The organism is Pseudomonas fulva NBRC 16637 = DSM 17717, assembly GCF_000730565.1.
Classification (GTDB): Bacteria; Pseudomonadota; Gammaproteobacteria; order Pseudomonadales; family Pseudomonadaceae; genus Aquipseudomonas; species Aquipseudomonas fulva.
On record NZ_BBIQ01000012.1, the window covers coordinates 72,920 to 90,803 of the forward strand.

The following is a 17,884-nucleotide window of genomic DNA, read 5'->3' on the forward strand; positions in this document are numbered from 1 at the left end:
GTTCATACCCTTGGTGGCACCGTGCCGCTAAACTTTCCCCATGAACACATCTGGTGAACGTTTAAGAGCCCTTCTTCAGGAATGCGGACTGACCCCTGCCGACTTCGCCGCACAGCGCGGCGTGACGCCTCAGCACGTCAACAACTGGTTCAATCGCGGGGTCCCGCTGGCTCGCCTGGACGAGCTTGCCGACCTGTTCTGCGTGCACCGTCGCTGGCTGCGCACGGGTGAAGGCGCCAAGCATCCCAATGCCATCCTGCGCACCTGTCCGCCACGCCCTGTGCCGATAGATGCTCCCATTCCGCGTGCGGTTCATCGCGGGCGCGTAGTGCACGTGCCGTTCCACGAGGTGCGCAATGGCCTGCTGTGCAAGGTGTCGGGGCGTGCCTTGCGCCTGCCGGCCAACGCACTGCGAATGCTGGGTGTCAAACACGACACGTCCATCTGCATGGCCATGCCAGGCGGCAACATGGCCCCCTTGATCCCCGTCGAAGCGACCCTGGCCATCGACATGAGCATGACCCAGATCGTGGAGGGCGAAACCTATGCCCTGCTGATCAATGGTGCGTTGCGCGTGCACAACCTGACCATGGGTGAGCACGGCACGCTTTACCTACACAGCCATGACCGGCACAACTATGCCGTCGAGCGCTTGACCCCCAGCCAGCGCCAGGCGCAAGGGCTAGATATCCTGGGATGGGTCTATCACTGGTCCCATTTTCGACGGCAGCGGCCTGGCTGAAACACCCTGTGCCATTTTTTGCTGGGCATCAGGTGCATGCCCTTGTATGCTACGCGCACATCAGCCCCGACCGGCCCAAGCCGCAGTCCAGAGGGCTCGGCGATACCCCATACGGGCATCAGCCATCTCTTTCAGGCCTCTTTTGGCCACACCGTTAAGGCGATTGCGGCTTACCATAAATTAGTCGGAAGCGTCCCCGAGAAGCCGGCCACAAGCCGGCTTTTTAATGCCTGTTTTTCAGCCAGGAAAATGCGGCGAGACGCTCAGGCGGCGCCGCATTACCCGTCGGTACACGCCTCTAGAAATCGTAACGCGCACCCACCAGCACGCTGCGCGACGGGCCGTAGAAGTTGAACGTGGAAGTCGAACCCACCCGCGACAGGTAATCGCGATCGAACAGGTTGTTGACGTTGACGGTGGCAGTCAGCCTGGAGGTCACCGGGTAGGAAAGCATGGCGTCCACGGTGGCATAACCCGGCGCGTCGATGCGTACCCCGCCGTTTTCCGAGTGGAAATTGCTCATTGCCGAAACGCCGCCACCGATGGCCAGCCCGGTGAGCGCGCCACGGCTGATGGTGTATTTGCTCCACAGCGACGCCTGGTGGCGCGGCATGATGAAGAACGTGGTTTCGGCATCGCCCTTCACGGTTTCGGTGTCCATCCAGGTGTAGCCGCCTAGCAGCTCCCAGTTATCGGTCAGCTTGCCGCTGACTTCCACTTCCGCGCCCTTGACCCGTGTCTTGCCCGCAGCCACCGAGTCATTGGTCGCAACGCCTTCGCTGTCGTAACGGGTGGTGGCGCGGTTTTCGTCGGTCAGGCGAAACGCCGACAGGCGCGTGTTGAGCGCGCCACCAAAGTAGCTGCTCTTGATGCCCACTTCGTACTGCTCGCCTTCGCGTGGCTTGAGTACCCGGCCGTCGCCATCGGTTGCCGATTGCGGCTTGAACACCTGGGAATAGCTGGCATACAGCGCATGGTTTTCGGAAAGGTCATAGACTGCCCCCGCATAGGGTGTGAAATGACCATCGACCTGCTTGCTGTCGTCCGCAGTGACACCGCTCTTGAGGGTCGTGGTGTAGAAATCGCCGCGGTACCAACTGAACCGCCCACCGGCAATCAACGCCAGGCGCTCGACCGGGCGGAAGGTCACCTTGGAATACAAGCCGTACTCCTCTTCCTGCATGCCCGTCTCGGTCGTGTAGTTCGCAGCTGGTTTAGCGAACTGCTTGGGCGAGTAGGTGTTGACGTTGATGTTGCCCAGCGTCGTGGCCCCGTTCAGGTACTCGGTATCGTAGTTCTTGTAATCGCTGCCGACGACGAACTCGCTGACCTGGCCAAAGGTTTCGAAGGGCTGGCTGTAGCTGGCATCGACCGCGTAGGTGTCCTGGGTGAAATCACGTGCACTGGCGCGTTCGGAGTTTTTGCCCGTGGTAGGGTTCGTGGCCGTGAAGGCGTAGAGATAGTTGGTATCGCGGTGCGACCCGCGGGCAGCAATGCGGCCATAACCACCGTTGTCGAATCGATGGGTCAGCTCAGCGACCAGATCGGTGGTCTTGCCGTCGAACGCGTTCCAGTCTGCGCCCAAAAAGCGGGAATGGCTGAAGTCAGGGACCTTGCCGTCCAGCGTTGCCGGGTAGCCGTTGTGCGGCGTGATGTTCTTGACCTCGTGGATCAGGCCGAACGACAAGGTGGTGGCCTCGTCCAGGTCGACATCGAGCGCGCCGTAGTAGCTGTTGCTGGTGTTGGCGTTGTAGTCGACTTCGCCATTGGTGTCGTCGCGCGAGGCGATGAAGCGACCGCGCACCCGTCCGTTTTCGTCCAGCGGCCCGCTCAGGTCCAGTTCCTGGTGATTGGTATCCCAGGTGCCGTAGTAACCCTCGACATGCCCCTGAAAGTCCGCCGTCGGCCGCTTGCGCACCATATTGACGATACCGCCCAGTTCGCTGGTGCTGCTGAATAGTCCGGCCGGGCCACGCATGATCTCGACACGGTCGAAGGCCACAAGCGATGGCACGGTCCCGAAGATGCTCGCCATCGGTGCTGGCAGGCCGTCGATGTTGAATTCGCTGTACTCATAGCCACGGGCGTAGATCGACGACCGACCACTGTCGTTGGTCAGGGTACGCAAGCCGGCCGTGTACTTGGCCAGGTCATCGAGGTGGACAAACTGCCGATCCTTGACGTAATCCTGGGTATAGACGGTGATCGACTGCGGGATGTCCTTCAAGGCGGCTGGCGTCTTGGTGCCCACGGTGGCGGCGTCCACGCTGTACCCGCCAGTGGCTTCGGAGGGCAGCATGTCGTATAGCCGATTGCCTTCGATGGTCAATGCAGGCAGGTCAAGGGGGTCATCGGCATTGACCACCACGGCTACGTCTTGCGCCAACGCCGAAAGTGAAAACGGCGCCACCAGCCCTGCCACCAGCCATCCCCGCACGCGCCGCGCGCGCCCTGCCCCACTGAAAACATTCATGCCGCACCCTTCGCCCATATGATAGTAATTCGCAAACGAAACATATTGCTTTTTGCGAACGATACCGGAGCAGGTACAGGGCATGCAGCAGCATTAACCTTCTTAACACATTGGGGCCATTGCCTAGGGCCGAGTCCGGTGGGATGATTTGCAACTGATATAAATTCTCATTCAAGGCTCGCCGTGCCCACCTCCTTGCTGCTGGTCGAAGACGACCCACGCTTACGCCACGACCTTTACCGCCATTTCATCGACCGTGGCTTCGAGGTACATGCATGCGCGACGGGAGAAGCGGCGCTGGCCAATGCCCGGCGATGCGCATTCGACCTAGCGCTGCTGGACATCATGCTGCCAGGTCTCGATGGCCTGAGCCTGCTCGATGCACTGCGGCGCAAGCAGGCCGTACCGGTGATCCTCATGTCGGCATTGGGTGCCGAGCAGGACCGCATCACCGGATTCACCCGCGGCGCCGACGATTACCTGCCCAAGCCCTTCAGCCTGGCGGAACTGGATGCGCGGGTAGACGCACTGTTGCGCCGGGTCGCCTTCCACAGCACGCCGCCCCTGGCAACCCGCGCTGATGAGCCCGTATTCGACCACGCGGCCCAGGACGTCATGCACAACGGCATGCCGGCGGGGTTGACTGGCTCGGAGTTCCGCCTGTTGATCACGCTGCACGCCCATGCCGGGGAGCCGCTGAGCAAGCCTTTCCTGTACCAGACCGTCCTGCACCGTGGCTACACGCGCCTGGATCGGGGCCTGGATGTGCATGTGTGCAACGTGCGCCGCAAGCTGGCGGACATTGGCATACAGCATCTGCTCATCCAGGCTGTGCGTGGTCAGGGCTATGTCCTGGTCGTGCAGAGCCCGGCCTGATGCGGCGTCATCCGCTGCTGTGGAAGCTGGCCCTGCTGCAGGTCAGCTTCTGCCTGCTGCTCACCTGGTTGATCTGGACCTGGGGCCTGACGGTGGAACGCAGCACCTATTTCCTGGCTCAGGCCGACCAGGACTACCTGGCCCGCTATGCCCGGCAGGCCGAGCTCGCCTGGGAGCAAGGAGGCGCCGTGGGGGTCGAGACCTGGCGTAAGCAGGTGCAAAGGGCCGAGGACACCTGGGCAGCCGTCGTCGGCCCTTACCTGCAAAGCCTGGGGACCACACAGCTCACAGCCGAGGAAGCGGGTCACCTGACCTTCATGCGCAAGCTGAACTGGCCCATGAGCCGCCGCCTGCAAGGCGAACTGCCTTACGTCAGCATTACCTTCCCGCGCCATCCCGAGCACGGTCGCCTGGTGATGCAACTGCCCGAGCGGCTGCTGCCCACCGGGCTGACGCCTTGGACTCACCTGGTTACCCACGGTGTGGCGCCGGCCTTGCTGGCCCTACTGATGGGGCTGGCACTTTACCGTCACCTTGTCGCCCCGTTGAACCGCCTGCGTGACCGCGCCGATGCGCTGCGGGCCAACGACCTGGACAGCCCAGGCCTGCCCCTGCAAGACCGGCGCGATGAGCTGGGCGAACTGGCGCAGGCCTTCGATCACATGGCCAATCGCTTGCGCCAGAGCCTGGAACAGCAGCGGCTGCTGCTGCGCACACTGTCCCACGAACTGCGCACGCCGCTGGCACGCCTGCGTATTGCCCATGACAGCAACTTGCCCGCCGCCCAGTTACGCGCGCGCATGGATTATGAAACGAGCCATATGCAGAAACTGCTGGAAGACACCCTCGACCTGGCCTGGATGGATACCGAGCAGCCCGTCCTGGCCACCGAACCGGTACTGATGGCATCACTGTGGGAGGCGCTGTGCCAGGACATCTGCTTCGAAAGCGGCTGGAGCCCCGCACGCCTGCCGTGCACACTCGGGCAGGACTGCGTGGTCCAGGTGCACCTGGACAGCGTGGCCCAGGCGCTGGAGAACCTGCTGCGAAACGCCATCCGGCACTCTCCGCCCGAGGGAACCGTCTGCCTGGAGGGCTGGCGCGAGGGTACGCATTGGCACCTGTGCGTGCGCGATCAAGGCCCCGGCGTGCCTGAGGCCGCGCTTGAGCGCATTTTCCAACCGTACCAGCGGCTGACCGCCAGCGGCGCAGGCTTCGGACTGGGCCTGGCCATTGCCCGCCGCGCCGTCCAATTGCAGGGTGGCAGACTCTGGGCCTGCAATGCTCACCCAGGCTTACGCCTGCACCTTACCCTGCCGGCCAGCGTCAACGGTTTAGAAAGTTAAGGCGCTTTACGCATGTCAAAGGCTGATTATCATCTGGCTGCTTGAGTTGCAGCGCCTGCAATGCCGTGAAGAGATGCCTGATGAACAGAATGATCCGGGGCCTGGCGCTTGTGCTGGCCTTTGTGACCGGTGCCGCCACGGCCCAGCCCGAGCATGACCAGCCGATGGATACGACGCTGCTGGCACGCCAGGACCTGGCCTATCGATTCACCCACCTGGACCTCGACTCGGCAGACGGCGCGCGTCACTACCGGCTGTGGATAGGACTGCCCAAGCGCGCCGCCCCCGCAACCGGCTACCCTGTGTTGTGGATGCTCGACGGCAATGCAGCCCTGAGCGCACTGGACCCACAACGACTCGATGCCTTGGCCGCCGGCCAGGCCCCCGTACTGGTCGCCGTGGGTTACCAGACCCGCCAGCGCATCGACAGAACCAGCCGAACCTACGACTACACGCCGGCGCTGGCCGGGCAGACAGAGCAACGCGACCCACTCACCGGGTTACCCAGCGGCGGGGTGGATGCCTTTCTTGACCTGCTGGAGACCCGCATGCGCTCGGGGCTGGCAGCACTGGTGAGCATCGACCCCCAGCAGCAGACGCTGTGGGGGCACTCGTATGGCGGCCTGGCCGTGCTCCATGCCCTCTTCACCCGGCCCAAGTCATTCGCCGTCTATGCGGCGGCCAGCCCATCGCTGTGGTGGCATGACGGCGCGATCCTGCGCGAAGCGGCAAGCCTGCCGGCGCGGTTGGGGGATGCCCAACCGCAGGTGCTGTTGATGCGCGGCTCACTGGAGCCGGCCAGCCCCCGCGAACCGGCCCAGCCCCACGCCGATCAGACGGCACGGAGCCTCGCCGCCAGCCTGACCCAGCTCAAGGGCGTGCAGGTGTCTTTCAAGCAGTTCGACGGCCTTGGGCATGGGCCGATGCTTCCGGCGTCGCTGCACTGGGTGATCGACACCTTGAGCAAAGCAGCACCGCAGGGCACCTCGCCCAGCCGCTGACAGCGGTCTAGATCATAACGGCGGGTTGCCAACCCAGGCACAGGGTGCGGTATGCTTGCCCGGTCTTCAGGGCGGGGTGAAAGTCCCCACCGGCGGTAAATCGAAAGATGAGCCCGCGAGCGCTCCGGTCATGCCGGAGGTCAGCAGACCTGGTGAGATTCCAGGGCCGACGGTCATAGTCCGGATGAAAGAAGGCGTCAGGCAGGGGCCCCACGGGCACCCTTGCGCACGCATTTTGCTCGCCCCGAGACGTTCATCGATCACTTACGAGGAGCGTTTCATGTCTACCTTGCACCCTGTGCACTTTCCCAATGTCACCGCCGCCATCGCCGCGTTCAAGGCCGGTCGCCCTGTGCTGCTGCTTGACGATGACGACCGTGAAGATGAAGCGGACATCATTGCCGCTGCCGAGAACATTTCGTTGCAGACCATGGCCATGATGATCCGCGATTGCAGCGGTATCGTCTGCCTGTGCCTGGACGAGGCAACGGTCGATGAGCTGCAACTGGCACCCATGGTCCAGAACAACCAGGCCCGCCACGGCACCGGGTTCACGGTCACCATCGAAGCTGCCGAGGGCATCAGCACTGGCGTAAGCGCCCAGGACCGGGTCACCACGATTGCCGCTGCACTGCGCTCTTCGGCCGAGCAACGGCATATCGTCAGCCCTGGGCATGTGTTTCCGCTGCGCGCGCGCAATGGCGGTGTGCTCACGCGTCGCGGTCACACCGAAGGGTCGGTTGACCTGGCCCGCCTGGCCGGACTGCGGCCGGCAGCCGTCTTGTGCGAATTGATGAACCCTGACGGCACGATGGCTCGCGGTGAGGAAGTGGCCGTCTATGCACGCCAGTACAACCTTCCCATGCTGACCATCGACGAGTTGGCGCAGTATCGACTGGCGCTGCAGGCGCAAACGGCTGCGGCGATCTGATCGACCTGGCCACGCCAGGGCCTGAACGGTAGCGCCAACCCGGCGCTGCCGTGCCAATGGCGGTTTGCTCACCCCGCCCCGCTCTGCTAGTGTCGCGGCGTTCAGACTACCGCCGAGACTGCCGCCATGGCCCGCAAAAAAGCTTCCCTTGATTTCGAGCAATCCCTTGCCGAGTTGCAGGCACTGGTCGAGCGCCTGGAGAACGGCGAGTTGTCCCTGGAGGACTCGCTTGCCGCTTTCGAACAAGGCATTGCCCTGACGCGTGATTGCCAAGGCGCACTGGCTCAGGCCGAACAGAAGGTGCAGGTTCTGCTGGAGCGCGATGGCGAGCTGACTGCCCAGCCCTTCGACGTGGAGCCCGAGGCATGATCGGTGCCTATCAGTCCGCCTGCCAGGCACGCGTCGATGGCGCACTCGAGCCGCTGTTCATCGCCCCCACGGCCGAGCTTGAACGCCTGTACGCCGCAATGCGCTACAGCGTGATGAACGGCGGCAAACGCGTACGCCCGCTGCTCGCCTACGCGGCCTGCGAGGCCTTGGGCGCTCCGGCGGAGCATGCCAACGGCGCCGCTTGCGCCGTCGAGCTCATCCACGCTTACTCGCTGGTCCACGACGACTTGCCGGCCATGGATGACGACGACCTGCGCCGCGGCCAGCCGACCACGCACAAGGCGTTCGACGAGGCCTGTGCCATTCTTGCCGGTGACGGCCTGCAAAGCCTGGCCTTCAGCGCATTGCTCGACCCCCGCCTGAGCCCCCAGACCGACGCACTTCGCCTGGCCATGGTGCAGGCCTTGGCCTCGGCCGCCGGCCCCGCTGGCATGGTGGGCGGGCAAGCCATCGACCTGGGCTCGGTGGGCATGAAGCTGGACCAGCAAGCCTTGGCGTTCATGCACCGGCACAAGACCGGTGCACTGATCGAGGCCAGCGTCCGCCTGGGCGGGCTGGCCAGTGCCCGCGCCGACCAGGCGCAGCTCGATGCCTTGCAGGTGTATGCGCAGGCCATCGGCCTGGCCTTCCAGGTTCAGGACGACATCCTCGATGTGGAAAGCGATACGGCTACACTGGGTAAACGCCAGGGCGCCGACATCGCCCGCGACAAGCCGACCTACCCCGCCCTGCTGGGCATGGAGGCGGCCAAGGCCTACGCGATCGAACTGCGCGACCAGGCATTGGTCGCATTGGAAAGGTTCGACGAAAAGGCCGAGCCACTGCGAGCCCTGGCGTGCTACATCGTCGAACGCCGCAACTGACCTGGCGAGTACCGCGTGATGGCTGTTAAGCCGCCAGCGCGTCACCCGTCTGAATGGGCAGCTTTTCCTACAATGGGGTAAACTGCCGCGTCTTAATACACCTATAACGACTCGCCTGATGCCCACGACGTTTCAAGAGATCCCCCGCGAACGCCCGGTCACGCCGCTGCTCGACCGCGCTGACACGCCAGATGGCTTGCGCCGTCTGGCCGAAGCCGACCTGGAGACCCTGGCCGACGAGTTGCGCCAGGAACTTCTGTATACCGTGGGCCAGACCGGTGGGCACTTCGGTGCCGGCCTGGGCGTCATAGAGCTGACCATCGCCCTGCACTACGTCTTCGATACCCCCGATGACCGGTTGGTATGGGACGTGGGCCACCAGGCCTACCCGCACAAGATTCTGACCGGGCGCCGCAACCGCATGCTCAGCCTGCGCCAGAAGGACGGCGTAGCCGCCTTCCCGCGCCGCAGCGAAAGCGTGTACGACACCTTCGGCGTCGGACACTCCAGCACATCGATCAGCGCAGCCCTTGGCATGGCCATCGCGGCGCGCCTGCAAAACAGCGCTCGCAAGTCGATTGCGGTCATCGGCGACGGCGCACTCACCGCAGGCATGGCGTTCGAGGCGTTGAACCACGCCCAGGAAGTCAACGCCGACATGCTGGTGATCCTCAACGACAACGACATGTCGATCTCGCGCAATGTGGGAGGCTTGTCCAACTACCTGGCCAAGATCCTCTCCAGCCGCACCTACTCCAGCATGCGCGAAGGCAGCAAGAAAGTGCTGTCGCGCCTGCCAGGTGCGTGGGAAATAGCGCGGCGTACCGAAGAATATGCCAAGGGCATGCTGGTACCCGGCACGCTGTTCGAAGAGCTGGGCTGGAACTACATCGGTCCCATCGATGGTCACGACCTGCCCACGATGATCGCCACCCTGCGCAACATGCGCGACCTCAAAGGCCCGCAGTTCCTGCACGTGGTGACAAAAAAGGGCAAGGGGTTCGCCCCGGCCGAGATCGACCCGATCGGCTACCACGCCATCACCAAGCTCGAGCCTGTGGACAAGCCGGTTGCGCCGAAACAGGCCAGCGGACCGAAATATTCCGCCGTGTTCGGCCAGTGGCTCTGCGACATGGCCGCCGCCGACGATCGCCTTGTCGGCATCACGCCGGCCATGAAGGAAGGCTCCGACCTGGTGGCGTTCAGCGAACGCTACCCTGAACGCTATTTCGACGTGGCGATTGCCGAGCAGCATGCCGTTACGCTCGCGGCGGGCATGGCTTGCGAAGGTAGCAAACCGGTAGTGGCTATCTACTCGACCTTCCTGCAGAGGGCCTATGACCAGTTGATTCATGACGTGGCCGTGCAGAACCTGGACGTGCTGTTCGCCATCGACCGCGCCGGTCTGGTGGGTGAAGACGGCCCGACCCATGCCGGTAGCTATGACCTGTCCTACCTGCGCTGCATCCCTGGCATGCTGGTGATGACCCCCAGTGACGAAAGCGAGTTGCGCCAGATGCTCAGTACGGGCCACCTCTATAACGGCCCGGCTGCCGTGCGCTATCCGCGCGGTACAGGCCCTGGCGCTGCTGTCGACGAGGGCTTGGAACCGCTGGAGATTGGCAAGGGCGTGGTGCGTCGCCAGGGTAAAAAGGTCGCGCTGCTGGTCTTTGGCGTGCAGCTGGCCGAAGCCCTGCAAGTAGCCGAACAGATCAACGCCACGGTCGTCGACATGCGCTTCGTCAAGCCGCTGGATGAAGACTTGGTGCTGGAAATGGCAGGTAGCCACGAACTGCTGGTGACCATCGAAGAAAATGCCATCATGGGCGGCGCCGGTGCTGCCGTTGGTGAGTGCCTGGCCAGGGAAGCGGTGGTCAAGCCGTTGCTGCACCTGGGCTTGCCGGACCTTTATGTGGAACACGCCAAGCCCGCGCAGATGCTGGCAGAGTGTGGGCTGGATGCAGCGGGCATCGAAGCTAGCGTCAAGGCCCGCATGGTCAAGCTGGGGCTTTGATGTGCAGGGCTGCGCTGCAGCCCGGGTGCTCAGCCAAACGAGCAGGCAGTCATTTACCCAACGGGGTCTGTGATTGCCGGCTTCTTTTTCGTTCATGGCGACTCTGAGGGCAAGGGCCTTTCTGCGCTGGGCTCCGCTGTGTTGGAGTGCGCAGACTTCGCAGATATGTACCGCCCGTGAAAAACCCGACCCTTGCCATCCTGCTTTGCCTCCCTCTACCCTTGCTGGCGTCCGAACGCGACGACGCCCTGAAACTGCCTGACGTGCTCATCAGTGCCAGCCGCCAGGTCGAATCGCGCACCGCCACCAGTGCTGCGAACACCGTGTTTACCCGAGCCGATATCGACCGCCTGCAACCGAGTAGCGTCATGGACCTGCTCAGCCGCGTGCCGGGCGTGCAAGTGGCACCGACCGGCGGGCGCGGCAGCTTGCCAGGCCTTTTCATTCGCGGCACCAAGACCGCGCAAACGCTGGTGCTGGTCGATGGTGTACGCATCGCCAACGCGACCTCAGGCGACAGCGGCCTGCAGTTTCTCAACGTCGACCAGATCGAGCGTGTCGAAGTGCTTCGCGGCTCTCGGTCGGCGGTATATGGCAGCGATGCCATTGGCGGGGTCATCCAAGTGTTCACCCGACGGAGCCTCGGTGACGGCCTGCACCCGCGCGTGCGCCTGGCTGCCGGTAGCCGAAAAACCTTCCAGCGCAGCCTGGGTGTGTCGGGCGCCGATGGCTCAACGCGCTTCAACCTGGGCGCAAGCCTGGACGAAACGGCAGGCATCGATTCAACCGGACCGTCGTTCAGCAGTGACGCCGACCATGACGCTTACCGCAACAAATCGCTCAACTTCAGCCTGAGCCAGACGCTCGGCGAGCGCATCGAAGTCGGCCTGAACCTGCTGCACAGTCAGGGCCGCAGTCAATACGACAATCCATTCGGCGGCTTCGACCCTGTCACCTTCCAAAGCGTCGGCCAACAGCCGTACACCGACTTCACCGTCGCCAGCCTGGGCAGTTACCTCGACGCCCAGCTCACCGACAACTGGCACACGCGGATGGAGGTGGCGCACAGCGAAAACCGTGACGACAAGCGCGACACGTTGAGCTCAGAACGCTTTGTGTTCAACACCTACCGCGACCAGATGACCTGGCAGAACGACCTGGCCCTGAACGACCAGCACAGCCTGCTCGCCGGCGCCGACTGGTATCAGGACCGCGTGCACGCCAGTACCGACTTCGAGAAGGACAGCCGCTGGAACCGGGCGGTGTTTCTTCAGCACCGCTATCAAGGCCCGCTGTTCTCCACCGAAGCGGGCGTACGCCAGGACCGCAACGAGCAGTTCGGCACTCACACCACCTGGAGTGGCAGCGTGAGCGTTGCGCTCGATGATCGCAATGATGTGGTGCTGTCCTACAGCGAAGGCTTCCGGGCCCCGACGTTCAACGACCTGTATTACCCGCAGTTCAGCAACCCTGACCTTGACCCCGAGCACGCCAGGACCTATGAAGTGCAGTGGCGCAGCCAGCTGTCTACCGACACCCGCCTGGAGGCTTCCCTGTACCGCACCGACCTGCGCGATGCGATCGTGTTCGGTCAGGACGCCATTCCCCGCAACGTGGCCTCGGCGCGCGTCGACGGCGTAGAGCTGGCCCTGGCCCAACAGTGGGGCGAATGGAGCAGCCAGCTGGGCCTGGCAATGATCGACCCACGTGACCGCGACAGTGGCCATACATTGGCCCGACGGGCACGCCGCACCCTGAGCCTGGACCTGGACCGCCGTGTGGGACCCTTCGGCATCGGTGCCAGCGTACAGGCTGTCAGCAGCAGCTACGATGATGAAGCCAACCGCAACCGTTTGGGTGGATATGGGTTGCTGGGCCTGCGCGGCAGTTGGGCAGCCACCGAGGCGCTGACCGTGGAGGCGAAGCTGGACAACCTGTTCGACCGTGGCTACAGCCGCGCCCTGTACAGCTACGAGGGCAGCCCCCATGCCTACCAGGAAGAAGGGCGCACGCTGTTGTTCAGCGTGACGTGGGCACCGGCGCTCTAGCGGCCAGCAGTTCGCACAGACGAGCCGTCGCTTCGATCATCTGCCCACTGGGGCGCTCGATGCCGTTGTCCGGCACCACCAGTAACCCGTCTTGCGCCACCGCGCGCAGCGTCGGCCAGGCCTTCCAACTGGCCAACTGTTGCGCATCGGCGGCCAGGATGATGTCGGGGTCGCGCGCAATGACCGACTCTACGCTCACCTGGGGCGCTGCCGGGTTCAAATCCGCAAAGACATTACGCGCACCACAGACGGCCAGTGCATCGCTGATCACTTGCTGACCACCCAAGGTGTACAAGGGGCGATCCCAGACCTGGTAGAAGACCTGCAGGGGCCTGTCGCGACGGTACTGCTGGCGCAGTGTTTTCAATCGTGCACGCAGGGCGCGAGCGTAGCGGCGGCCTTGGTCAGCGTGGCCTACGTGTTCAGCGATTTCTTCGATCTGGCCAATCAACTGCTCGATGCTGTGGGGCTCTGCGCTGAAGGCAGGGATGCCCAGACGTTTGAGCTGGTCGCGCTGCGCGGGCGGTACACTGCCCGGCCACAGCAGCAGCAGATCAGGGCGCAGACTGAGCAAACGCTCCATGTCCAGCTGGCCATAGCGCCCCACCGAGGGCAACGCTCGCAACGCCGGTGGCCGTTCACCCCCATCGAGCACCCCCACCAGCAGGTCGCCTGCCTGCAGTTCGAGCATGATTTCCGTCAACGACGGTGCCAGGCTGACGACGCGTAGTGGCCCAGCGCTCGCCAGGCTGCAGGCCAGTAGCGCCAGCCCCGCTATGAGCCGACGCATCAGCCGAGCTGAGACGGCAGACGGTACAAGTAGAGCAAGACCACGGTGGACAAGGCCAGTAGCACCTGTGGGACGGTTTCCAGGCCCACCAGTACCGACACGGCGGCTACCCAGGCGGGGAAGCAGGCATAGGTCATGGCCAGGCGCCGCACGCGAGCCAGTTCGATCCACGCAGCAGGCTCGGCTTCGGTACCGAGCGCCTTGGAGGTGGCAATCAGCGCGCGCTTGTAGGCACCGAAGCGCGGCAAGGTGAGAAACAACGTGGCTGCGCCAGCGATGAACAGCGGCATGGCCAACATGGGAATCATCGCCTCGCCACCGCCAAAGGCCCAGGCCATGACCGGCAGCGGCACAAGCCCCACCGCCAGGTACTGCCACCAAGCCAGGGCGAGGCGCCGCTTGACCTCGGCGCGGGTCACGCCTGGGGCACCTCGCCCTGGTGTTCATTGCCCAGCATGTGGCCCAGCTTGCCGGCCTTGGTTGCCAGGTAATGGCTGTTGTGCGGGTTGTGCCCGGTGTGTAGCGGCACACGCTCGGCCACCACGATATCCATGTCGGTCAAGGCCTTGACCTTGCGCGGGTTGTTGGTCATCAAGCGCAACGCCTTGACACCCAGGTGCTCGAGCATCGGCAGGCAGATGGCATAGTCGCGCTGATCCGCAGCAAACCCGAGGCGCTCGTTGGCTTCGACCGTGTCCGCCCCTCCGTCCTGCAGTTCGTAGGCGCGGATCTTGTTCAGCAGGCCAATGCCACGGCCTTCCTGGCGCAGGTAAAGCAGCACGCCACGACCTTCTCGGGCGATCGCCTGGAGGGCAGCTTCGAGTTGCGACCCGCAATCACAGCGTTGACTGAACAAGGCATCGCCGGTCAGGCATTCGGAATGCAGGCGCCCCAGTACCGGCTGCCCATCGGCGATATCACCCAGGCTGAGCACCACATGCTCGCGGCCAGTGGCTTCATCCAGAAAGCCGTGCATGGTGAAAGTCGCGAAAGGCGTCGGGAGTTTAGAGGCGGCAACAAAGACAACGGGCACGTTGTGCTCCTGGGATAAGTGGGAATTTCAATGGACCGATTGTATCAGCAGCTTACAGGCAGTGCTCCCGCAGTATACCGCCGGTTATTATCGAAAACCTCGATGCGTAGCGGTTGCGGGCATGTACCACGCGCTACGGTTTGGTACTGGCATCGAAAGGATACGGCTGTTTCCAACGTTCGAATATCGGCTTGAGTTCGCCGCTGCGCACCAGTTCGGCCATGCGTTTGTCGAACACATCACGCAGTGCCTCACCCCGCTGACTGCGGGCAAACGCCAGGTACATGGGCAGCTCGACCACATGGGTGCGCCGGAATCGATCAGGTTGCGAGCTTTGCCCGATGACGTAGTCCACTTCGGTCATGGCGTCGACATAGAAGTCCACCCGGTCATGCTCCAGCATGGGCAGAATGCCTTCGCGTCGCTGGATTTCACGGTACTCCCGCACGCGGGGCAGGTATTTCCCATAGGCATAGCCACGCACCCAGGCCAGGCGATAATCGCCTATGGTTGCCAGTGTGGGGGCCGGCTTGCTGGCAAGCCCCAGGGCGTAGATATGGTCGACGTCGAAGTGCCAGCGAGGGTAGAGGTTGTCTTCACTTTCGTCCTTGTACGAGCCAACCCAGGCGTCAGCCTCGCCACGTTTGACCAGGCCAATGGCACGGCTATACGGCGCACTCTGCGGCACGACCTCGATCCCTGCGGGCTGGAACACCTTGCGCATCACGTCCCAGGCCACACCGGTGCCATCTGCGTTGGTGTAGTCGACCCACTCCTCGCTGACCAGGCGAATCTGGCCAGGCTGGCTGTCGCCGGCAGCCGCCCATGGGGCAGCGGCCATCAACAATGCCAGTAGCACACCCTTCAGCACCATGGCAGCCCCCGTTCTACGCGACAGCCCATACCAGAACCTGCATGCCCAACCAGGCGAAGACGCCGGCCAGCACGTCATCGAGCATGATGCCAACGCCGCCATGCACGTGACGATCGATCCAGCGAATGGGCCAAGGCTTGAGGATGTCGAAGAAACGGAACATCAAAAAACCCGCCAACAGCCACTGCCAGCCATCGGGCACCAACCACAGCGTGATCCACATGCCGACCATTTCGTCCCAGACGATGCCTTCGTGGTCATGCACGCGCAAGTCATTGGCCACCTTGCCGCACAGCCAGAAGCCGAACAGCATGGTGATCCCGAGTACCAGCCAATACCCCCAATCGGGCAGCATCTGCCAGAGCGGAATGAAGGGTATCGCCACCAGCGAGCCCCAGGTGCCGGGCGCTTTGGGCAAGGTGCCGGAGCCGAACCCGAACGCGATGAAGTGCCAAGGGTTGCGCCAGACCGATGGCGGAACGAACTCCGCAGGCACCTGATTGGGGTGGTCGGTCACGGTATCTCCCTAAAGTGTTGATAGCCCCGCTGCCGAGGCGTGATGTCCTGACCGTGCGCATCGCGCAGGGACACGCCCTGCCCTTGCAGCACGCGGCCAATGGGGTAGACCTGGATGAAGCCAAAGTGCGCAAGGTGCGTCAAGGCGTCCGGAGGTGCCGTGAACGCCAGTATGTAGTCGTCGCCACCGGCGAGCGCTGCCTGCACGGCTGCCTCGCGGCCCAGGAACGCCTCCACTTCGGGGGACACTGGCACCTGCGCCAGGTTCACCTCGAGCGCCACGCCAGAGGCCTTGGCGATATGACCGCAATCGGCCAGCAACCCATCGGAAATATCCAGTGCCGCCGTGGCGTGCCCTCTGAGCAAGGCACCGAGGGTGAGCTGCGGCATGGGCGCCCAATAGTGGGCCAGCAGCGGCTCTGCCACGTCCGGCGGCGCCTGGCGCTCCCCGAGCACCAGAGGCAAGGCGCCAGCGGCCTTGCCCAGCACGCCACCGACATACAGCAGGTCGCCCGGCTGGGCGCCAGTGCGGCGTAATGCCTGCCCGGCCGGCACACGGCCGAACACCGTCACGGTGATGCTCAGCGGACCCCGGGTCGTGTCCCCGCCAATCAGGCTCATGCGGCAACGGTGAGCCATGCGGCTCAACCCTGCCGAGTATTCCTCCAACCACGCGTGGCTGACGTCAGGCAGGGTGAGGGCCAGCGTGAAACCGATCGCGGTAGCGCCCATGGCGGCCAGGTCACTGACGGCGACTGCCAGGCAGCGCTGACCCAGCAGCTTCGGGTCGCAGACGGCAGGGAAATGCACACCAGCTACCAGAGTATCGGTCGAGACGGCCAACTGCTCACCGGGAGGCAGATCCAGCAGAGCACAGTCGTCACCGATGCCCAGCGCCACCCCTTCGCCCTCGCCGTGCACTGCACAGTGTGCGGAGGCGAAGTAACGGTTGATCAGCTCGAACTCACCCATGGCCAGGCTGCGCCGCAATCAGCGCTTGTTCGCCTTGACTTCGGCTTCGCGCAGCGTCGGTGCCAGTTTGTCGAGCACGCCGTTGACGAACTTGTGACCGTCGGTGGCGCCGAAGACCTTGGCCAGCTCGACGCCTTCGTTGATCACAACGCGGTAAGGCACGTCGATGCGCTTGATGAACTCCCAGGTGGACAGACGCAACACGGCCAGTTCGACCGGGTCGAGTTCGTCAAGGCTCAGGTCCAGGCAGGGCTCGAGCGCACCGTCGATTTCGCCCTTGATGGCCGGAACGCCATGCAGGATTTCACGGAAGTAGGCGCCGTCGACATCTGCAAAATCGTTATCGACCCGAAACTGCGCTTCGATCTCGTTCAACGAATGATGCGCCATGTGCCATTGATACAGTGCCTGGGTCGCGAGCTTGCGGGCTTCACGGCGTTTGGCGCTTTTCGATGGCTTGCCGGCATCCGCAGGCTTGGGATCGCGCGGGTTGAAACGATCGCTTTCGTCGCTAATCACTTGGCCTCCAACTGCGCCAGCAGGCTTACCATTTCCAGGGCAGACAGGGCAGCTTCTGCACCTTTGTTGCCGGCCTTGGTGCCGGAACGTTCGATGGCCTGTTCGATGGAGTCGACGGTCAGTACGCCGAACGCCACAGGAACACCGAACTCCATGGACACCTGAGCCAGGCCCTTGGTGCACTCGCCCGCCACGTATTCAAAGTGCGGGGTGCCGCCACGGATTACAGCGCCCAGCGCGATGATCGCGTCGTAAGCACCTTGCTGGGCGACCTTCTGGGCAACCAGCGGAATCTCGAACGCACCAGGCGCACGGATGATGGTGATGTCGTTCTCGCTGACACCATGGCGTACCAGGGCATCAACGGCACCACTTACCAGGCTTTCGACGACGAAGCTGTTGAAGCGGCCAACCACCAAAGCATAGCGACCTTTGGGGGCAATGAAGGTACCTTCGATGGTCTTCAGGGTCATTGCGATATTCTCATCTTCAAACG

Annotated in this window: 18 protein-coding genes and 1 riboswitch; of the genes, 9 read left to right on the plus strand and 9 right to left on the minus strand. The window is 63.6% G+C overall.

Annotation, left to right across the window (positions count from 1 at the left end; all coding sequences use genetic code 11):
• The first annotated feature begins 40 nt into the window (after positions 1–40).
• On the plus strand, positions 41–742 hold the full coding sequence (locus PFU01S_RS13400) for a LexA family transcriptional regulator (RefSeq protein WP_028687657.1): 702 nt from the start codon (positions 41–43) through the stop codon (positions 740–742).
• Positions 743–1,040: 298 nt separating this feature from the next.
• Here PFU01S_RS13400 and PFU01S_RS13405 read toward each other — a convergent pair whose 3' ends face one another.
• Positions 1,041–3,215, minus strand: coding sequence for a TonB-dependent siderophore receptor (locus PFU01S_RS13405; protein WP_028687658.1), 2,175 nt, complete (start codon positions 3,213–3,215; stop codon positions 1,041–1,043).
• Positions 3,216–3,398: 183 nt separating this feature from the next.
• Between PFU01S_RS13405 and PFU01S_RS13410 the strand changes: the two genes are divergently transcribed.
• The 8 genes from PFU01S_RS13410 to PFU01S_RS13445 all read left to right on the plus strand — a co-directional run bounded on the left by PFU01S_RS13410 (position 3,399) and on the right by PFU01S_RS13445 (position 12,684).
• The gene (locus tag PFU01S_RS13410; RefSeq protein WP_027915140.1) at positions 3,399–4,091 is read left to right on the plus strand and encodes a response regulator transcription factor; all 693 of its coding nucleotides are present in this window, start codon (positions 3,399–3,401) and stop codon (positions 4,089–4,091) included.
• Complete coding sequence (locus PFU01S_RS13415; protein ID WP_028687659.1) at positions 4,091–5,437, plus strand: HAMP domain-containing sensor histidine kinase; 1,347 nt, start codon at positions 4,091–4,093, stop codon at positions 5,435–5,437. The genes PFU01S_RS13410 and PFU01S_RS13415 overlap by 1 nt, the downstream gene beginning before the upstream one ends.
• 80 nt (positions 5,438–5,517) lie before the next feature.
• Positions 5,518–6,438: an alpha/beta hydrolase gene (locus tag PFU01S_RS13420; RefSeq protein WP_028687660.1), complete on the plus strand. Its 921-nt coding sequence runs from the start codon at positions 5,518–5,520 to the stop codon at positions 6,436–6,438.
• 58 nt (positions 6,439–6,496) lie between these two features.
• Positions 6,497–6,638, plus strand: a riboswitch (FMN riboswitch).
• A gap of 80 nt (positions 6,639–6,718) precedes the next feature.
• On the plus strand, positions 6,719–7,369 hold the full coding sequence (gene ribB / locus PFU01S_RS13425; RefSeq protein ID WP_023534985.1) for a 3,4-dihydroxy-2-butanone-4-phosphate synthase: 651 nt from the start codon (positions 6,719–6,721) through the stop codon (positions 7,367–7,369).
• Positions 7,370–7,495: 126 nt separating this feature from the next.
• Entirely contained in the window at positions 7,496–7,738 is a 243-nt protein-coding gene (locus PFU01S_RS13430; protein WP_023534977.1) for an exodeoxyribonuclease VII small subunit, read from the plus strand.
• The gene (locus PFU01S_RS13435; protein ID WP_028687661.1) at positions 7,735–8,622 is read left to right on the plus strand and encodes a farnesyl diphosphate synthase; all 888 of its coding nucleotides are present in this window, start codon (positions 7,735–7,737) and stop codon (positions 8,620–8,622) included. Before PFU01S_RS13430 ends, PFU01S_RS13435 begins: the two co-directional genes overlap by 4 nt.
• Positions 8,623–8,740: 118 nt before the next feature.
• Positions 8,741–10,636, plus strand: coding sequence for a 1-deoxy-D-xylulose-5-phosphate synthase (gene dxs, locus PFU01S_RS13440; protein WP_028687662.1), 1,896 nt, complete (start codon positions 8,741–8,743; stop codon positions 10,634–10,636).
• A gap of 176 nt (positions 10,637–10,812) precedes the next feature.
• Positions 10,813–12,684 (plus strand): TonB-dependent receptor domain-containing protein, encoded by a 1,872-nt coding sequence (locus PFU01S_RS13445; protein WP_028687663.1) that lies wholly within the window; start codon positions 10,813–10,815, stop codon positions 12,682–12,684.
• Here PFU01S_RS13445 and PFU01S_RS13450 read toward each other — a convergent pair.
• From PFU01S_RS13450 to ribH, 8 genes are all read right to left on the minus strand, one after another.
• Positions 12,656–13,474 carry a cobalamin-binding protein gene (locus PFU01S_RS13450; protein ID WP_028687664.1) on the minus strand — a complete coding sequence of 273 codons (819 nt, stop codon included), beginning with the start codon at positions 13,472–13,474 and terminating at the stop codon, positions 12,656–12,658. The two genes, PFU01S_RS13445 and PFU01S_RS13450, sit on opposite strands and share 29 nt — an antisense overlap.
• A complete protein-coding gene (locus PFU01S_RS13455) occupies positions 13,474–13,893 on the minus strand; it encodes a hypothetical protein (protein ID WP_027915133.1) in 420 nt (139 codons plus the stop codon). The genes PFU01S_RS13450 and PFU01S_RS13455 overlap by 1 nt, the downstream gene beginning before the upstream one ends.
• Entirely contained in the window at positions 13,890–14,507 is a 618-nt protein-coding gene (ribA, locus tag PFU01S_RS13460) for a GTP cyclohydrolase II (protein ID WP_023534989.1), read from the minus strand. Before ribA ends, PFU01S_RS13455 begins: the two co-directional genes overlap by 4 nt.
• A gap of 133 nt (positions 14,508–14,640) precedes the next feature.
• Positions 14,641–15,381: a substrate-binding periplasmic protein gene (locus PFU01S_RS13465; RefSeq protein WP_028687665.1), complete on the minus strand. Its 741-nt coding sequence runs from the start codon at positions 15,379–15,381 to the stop codon at positions 14,641–14,643.
• A 13-nt stretch (positions 15,382–15,394) separates the two neighbouring features.
• Positions 15,395–15,898, minus strand: coding sequence for a phosphatidylglycerophosphatase A family protein (locus PFU01S_RS13470; protein ID WP_023535011.1), 504 nt, complete (start codon positions 15,896–15,898; stop codon positions 15,395–15,397).
• Positions 15,895–16,869 carry a thiamine-phosphate kinase gene (gene thiL / locus PFU01S_RS13475; RefSeq protein WP_027915131.1) on the minus strand — a complete coding sequence of 325 codons (975 nt, stop codon included), beginning with the start codon at positions 16,867–16,869 and terminating at the stop codon, positions 15,895–15,897. Before thiL ends, PFU01S_RS13470 begins: the two co-directional genes overlap by 4 nt.
• Before the next feature lie 18 nt (positions 16,870–16,887).
• Positions 16,888–17,388, minus strand: a complete 501-nt coding sequence (nusB, locus tag PFU01S_RS13480; RefSeq protein ID WP_027915130.1) for a transcription antitermination factor NusB — start codon at positions 17,386–17,388, stop codon at positions 16,888–16,890.
• The gene (gene ribH / locus PFU01S_RS13485; protein WP_023534949.1) at positions 17,385–17,861 is read right to left on the minus strand and encodes a 6,7-dimethyl-8-ribityllumazine synthase; all 477 of its coding nucleotides are present in this window, start codon (positions 17,859–17,861) and stop codon (positions 17,385–17,387) included. Before ribH ends, nusB begins: the two co-directional genes overlap by 4 nt.
• Positions 17,862–17,884: the final 23 nt, after the last annotated feature.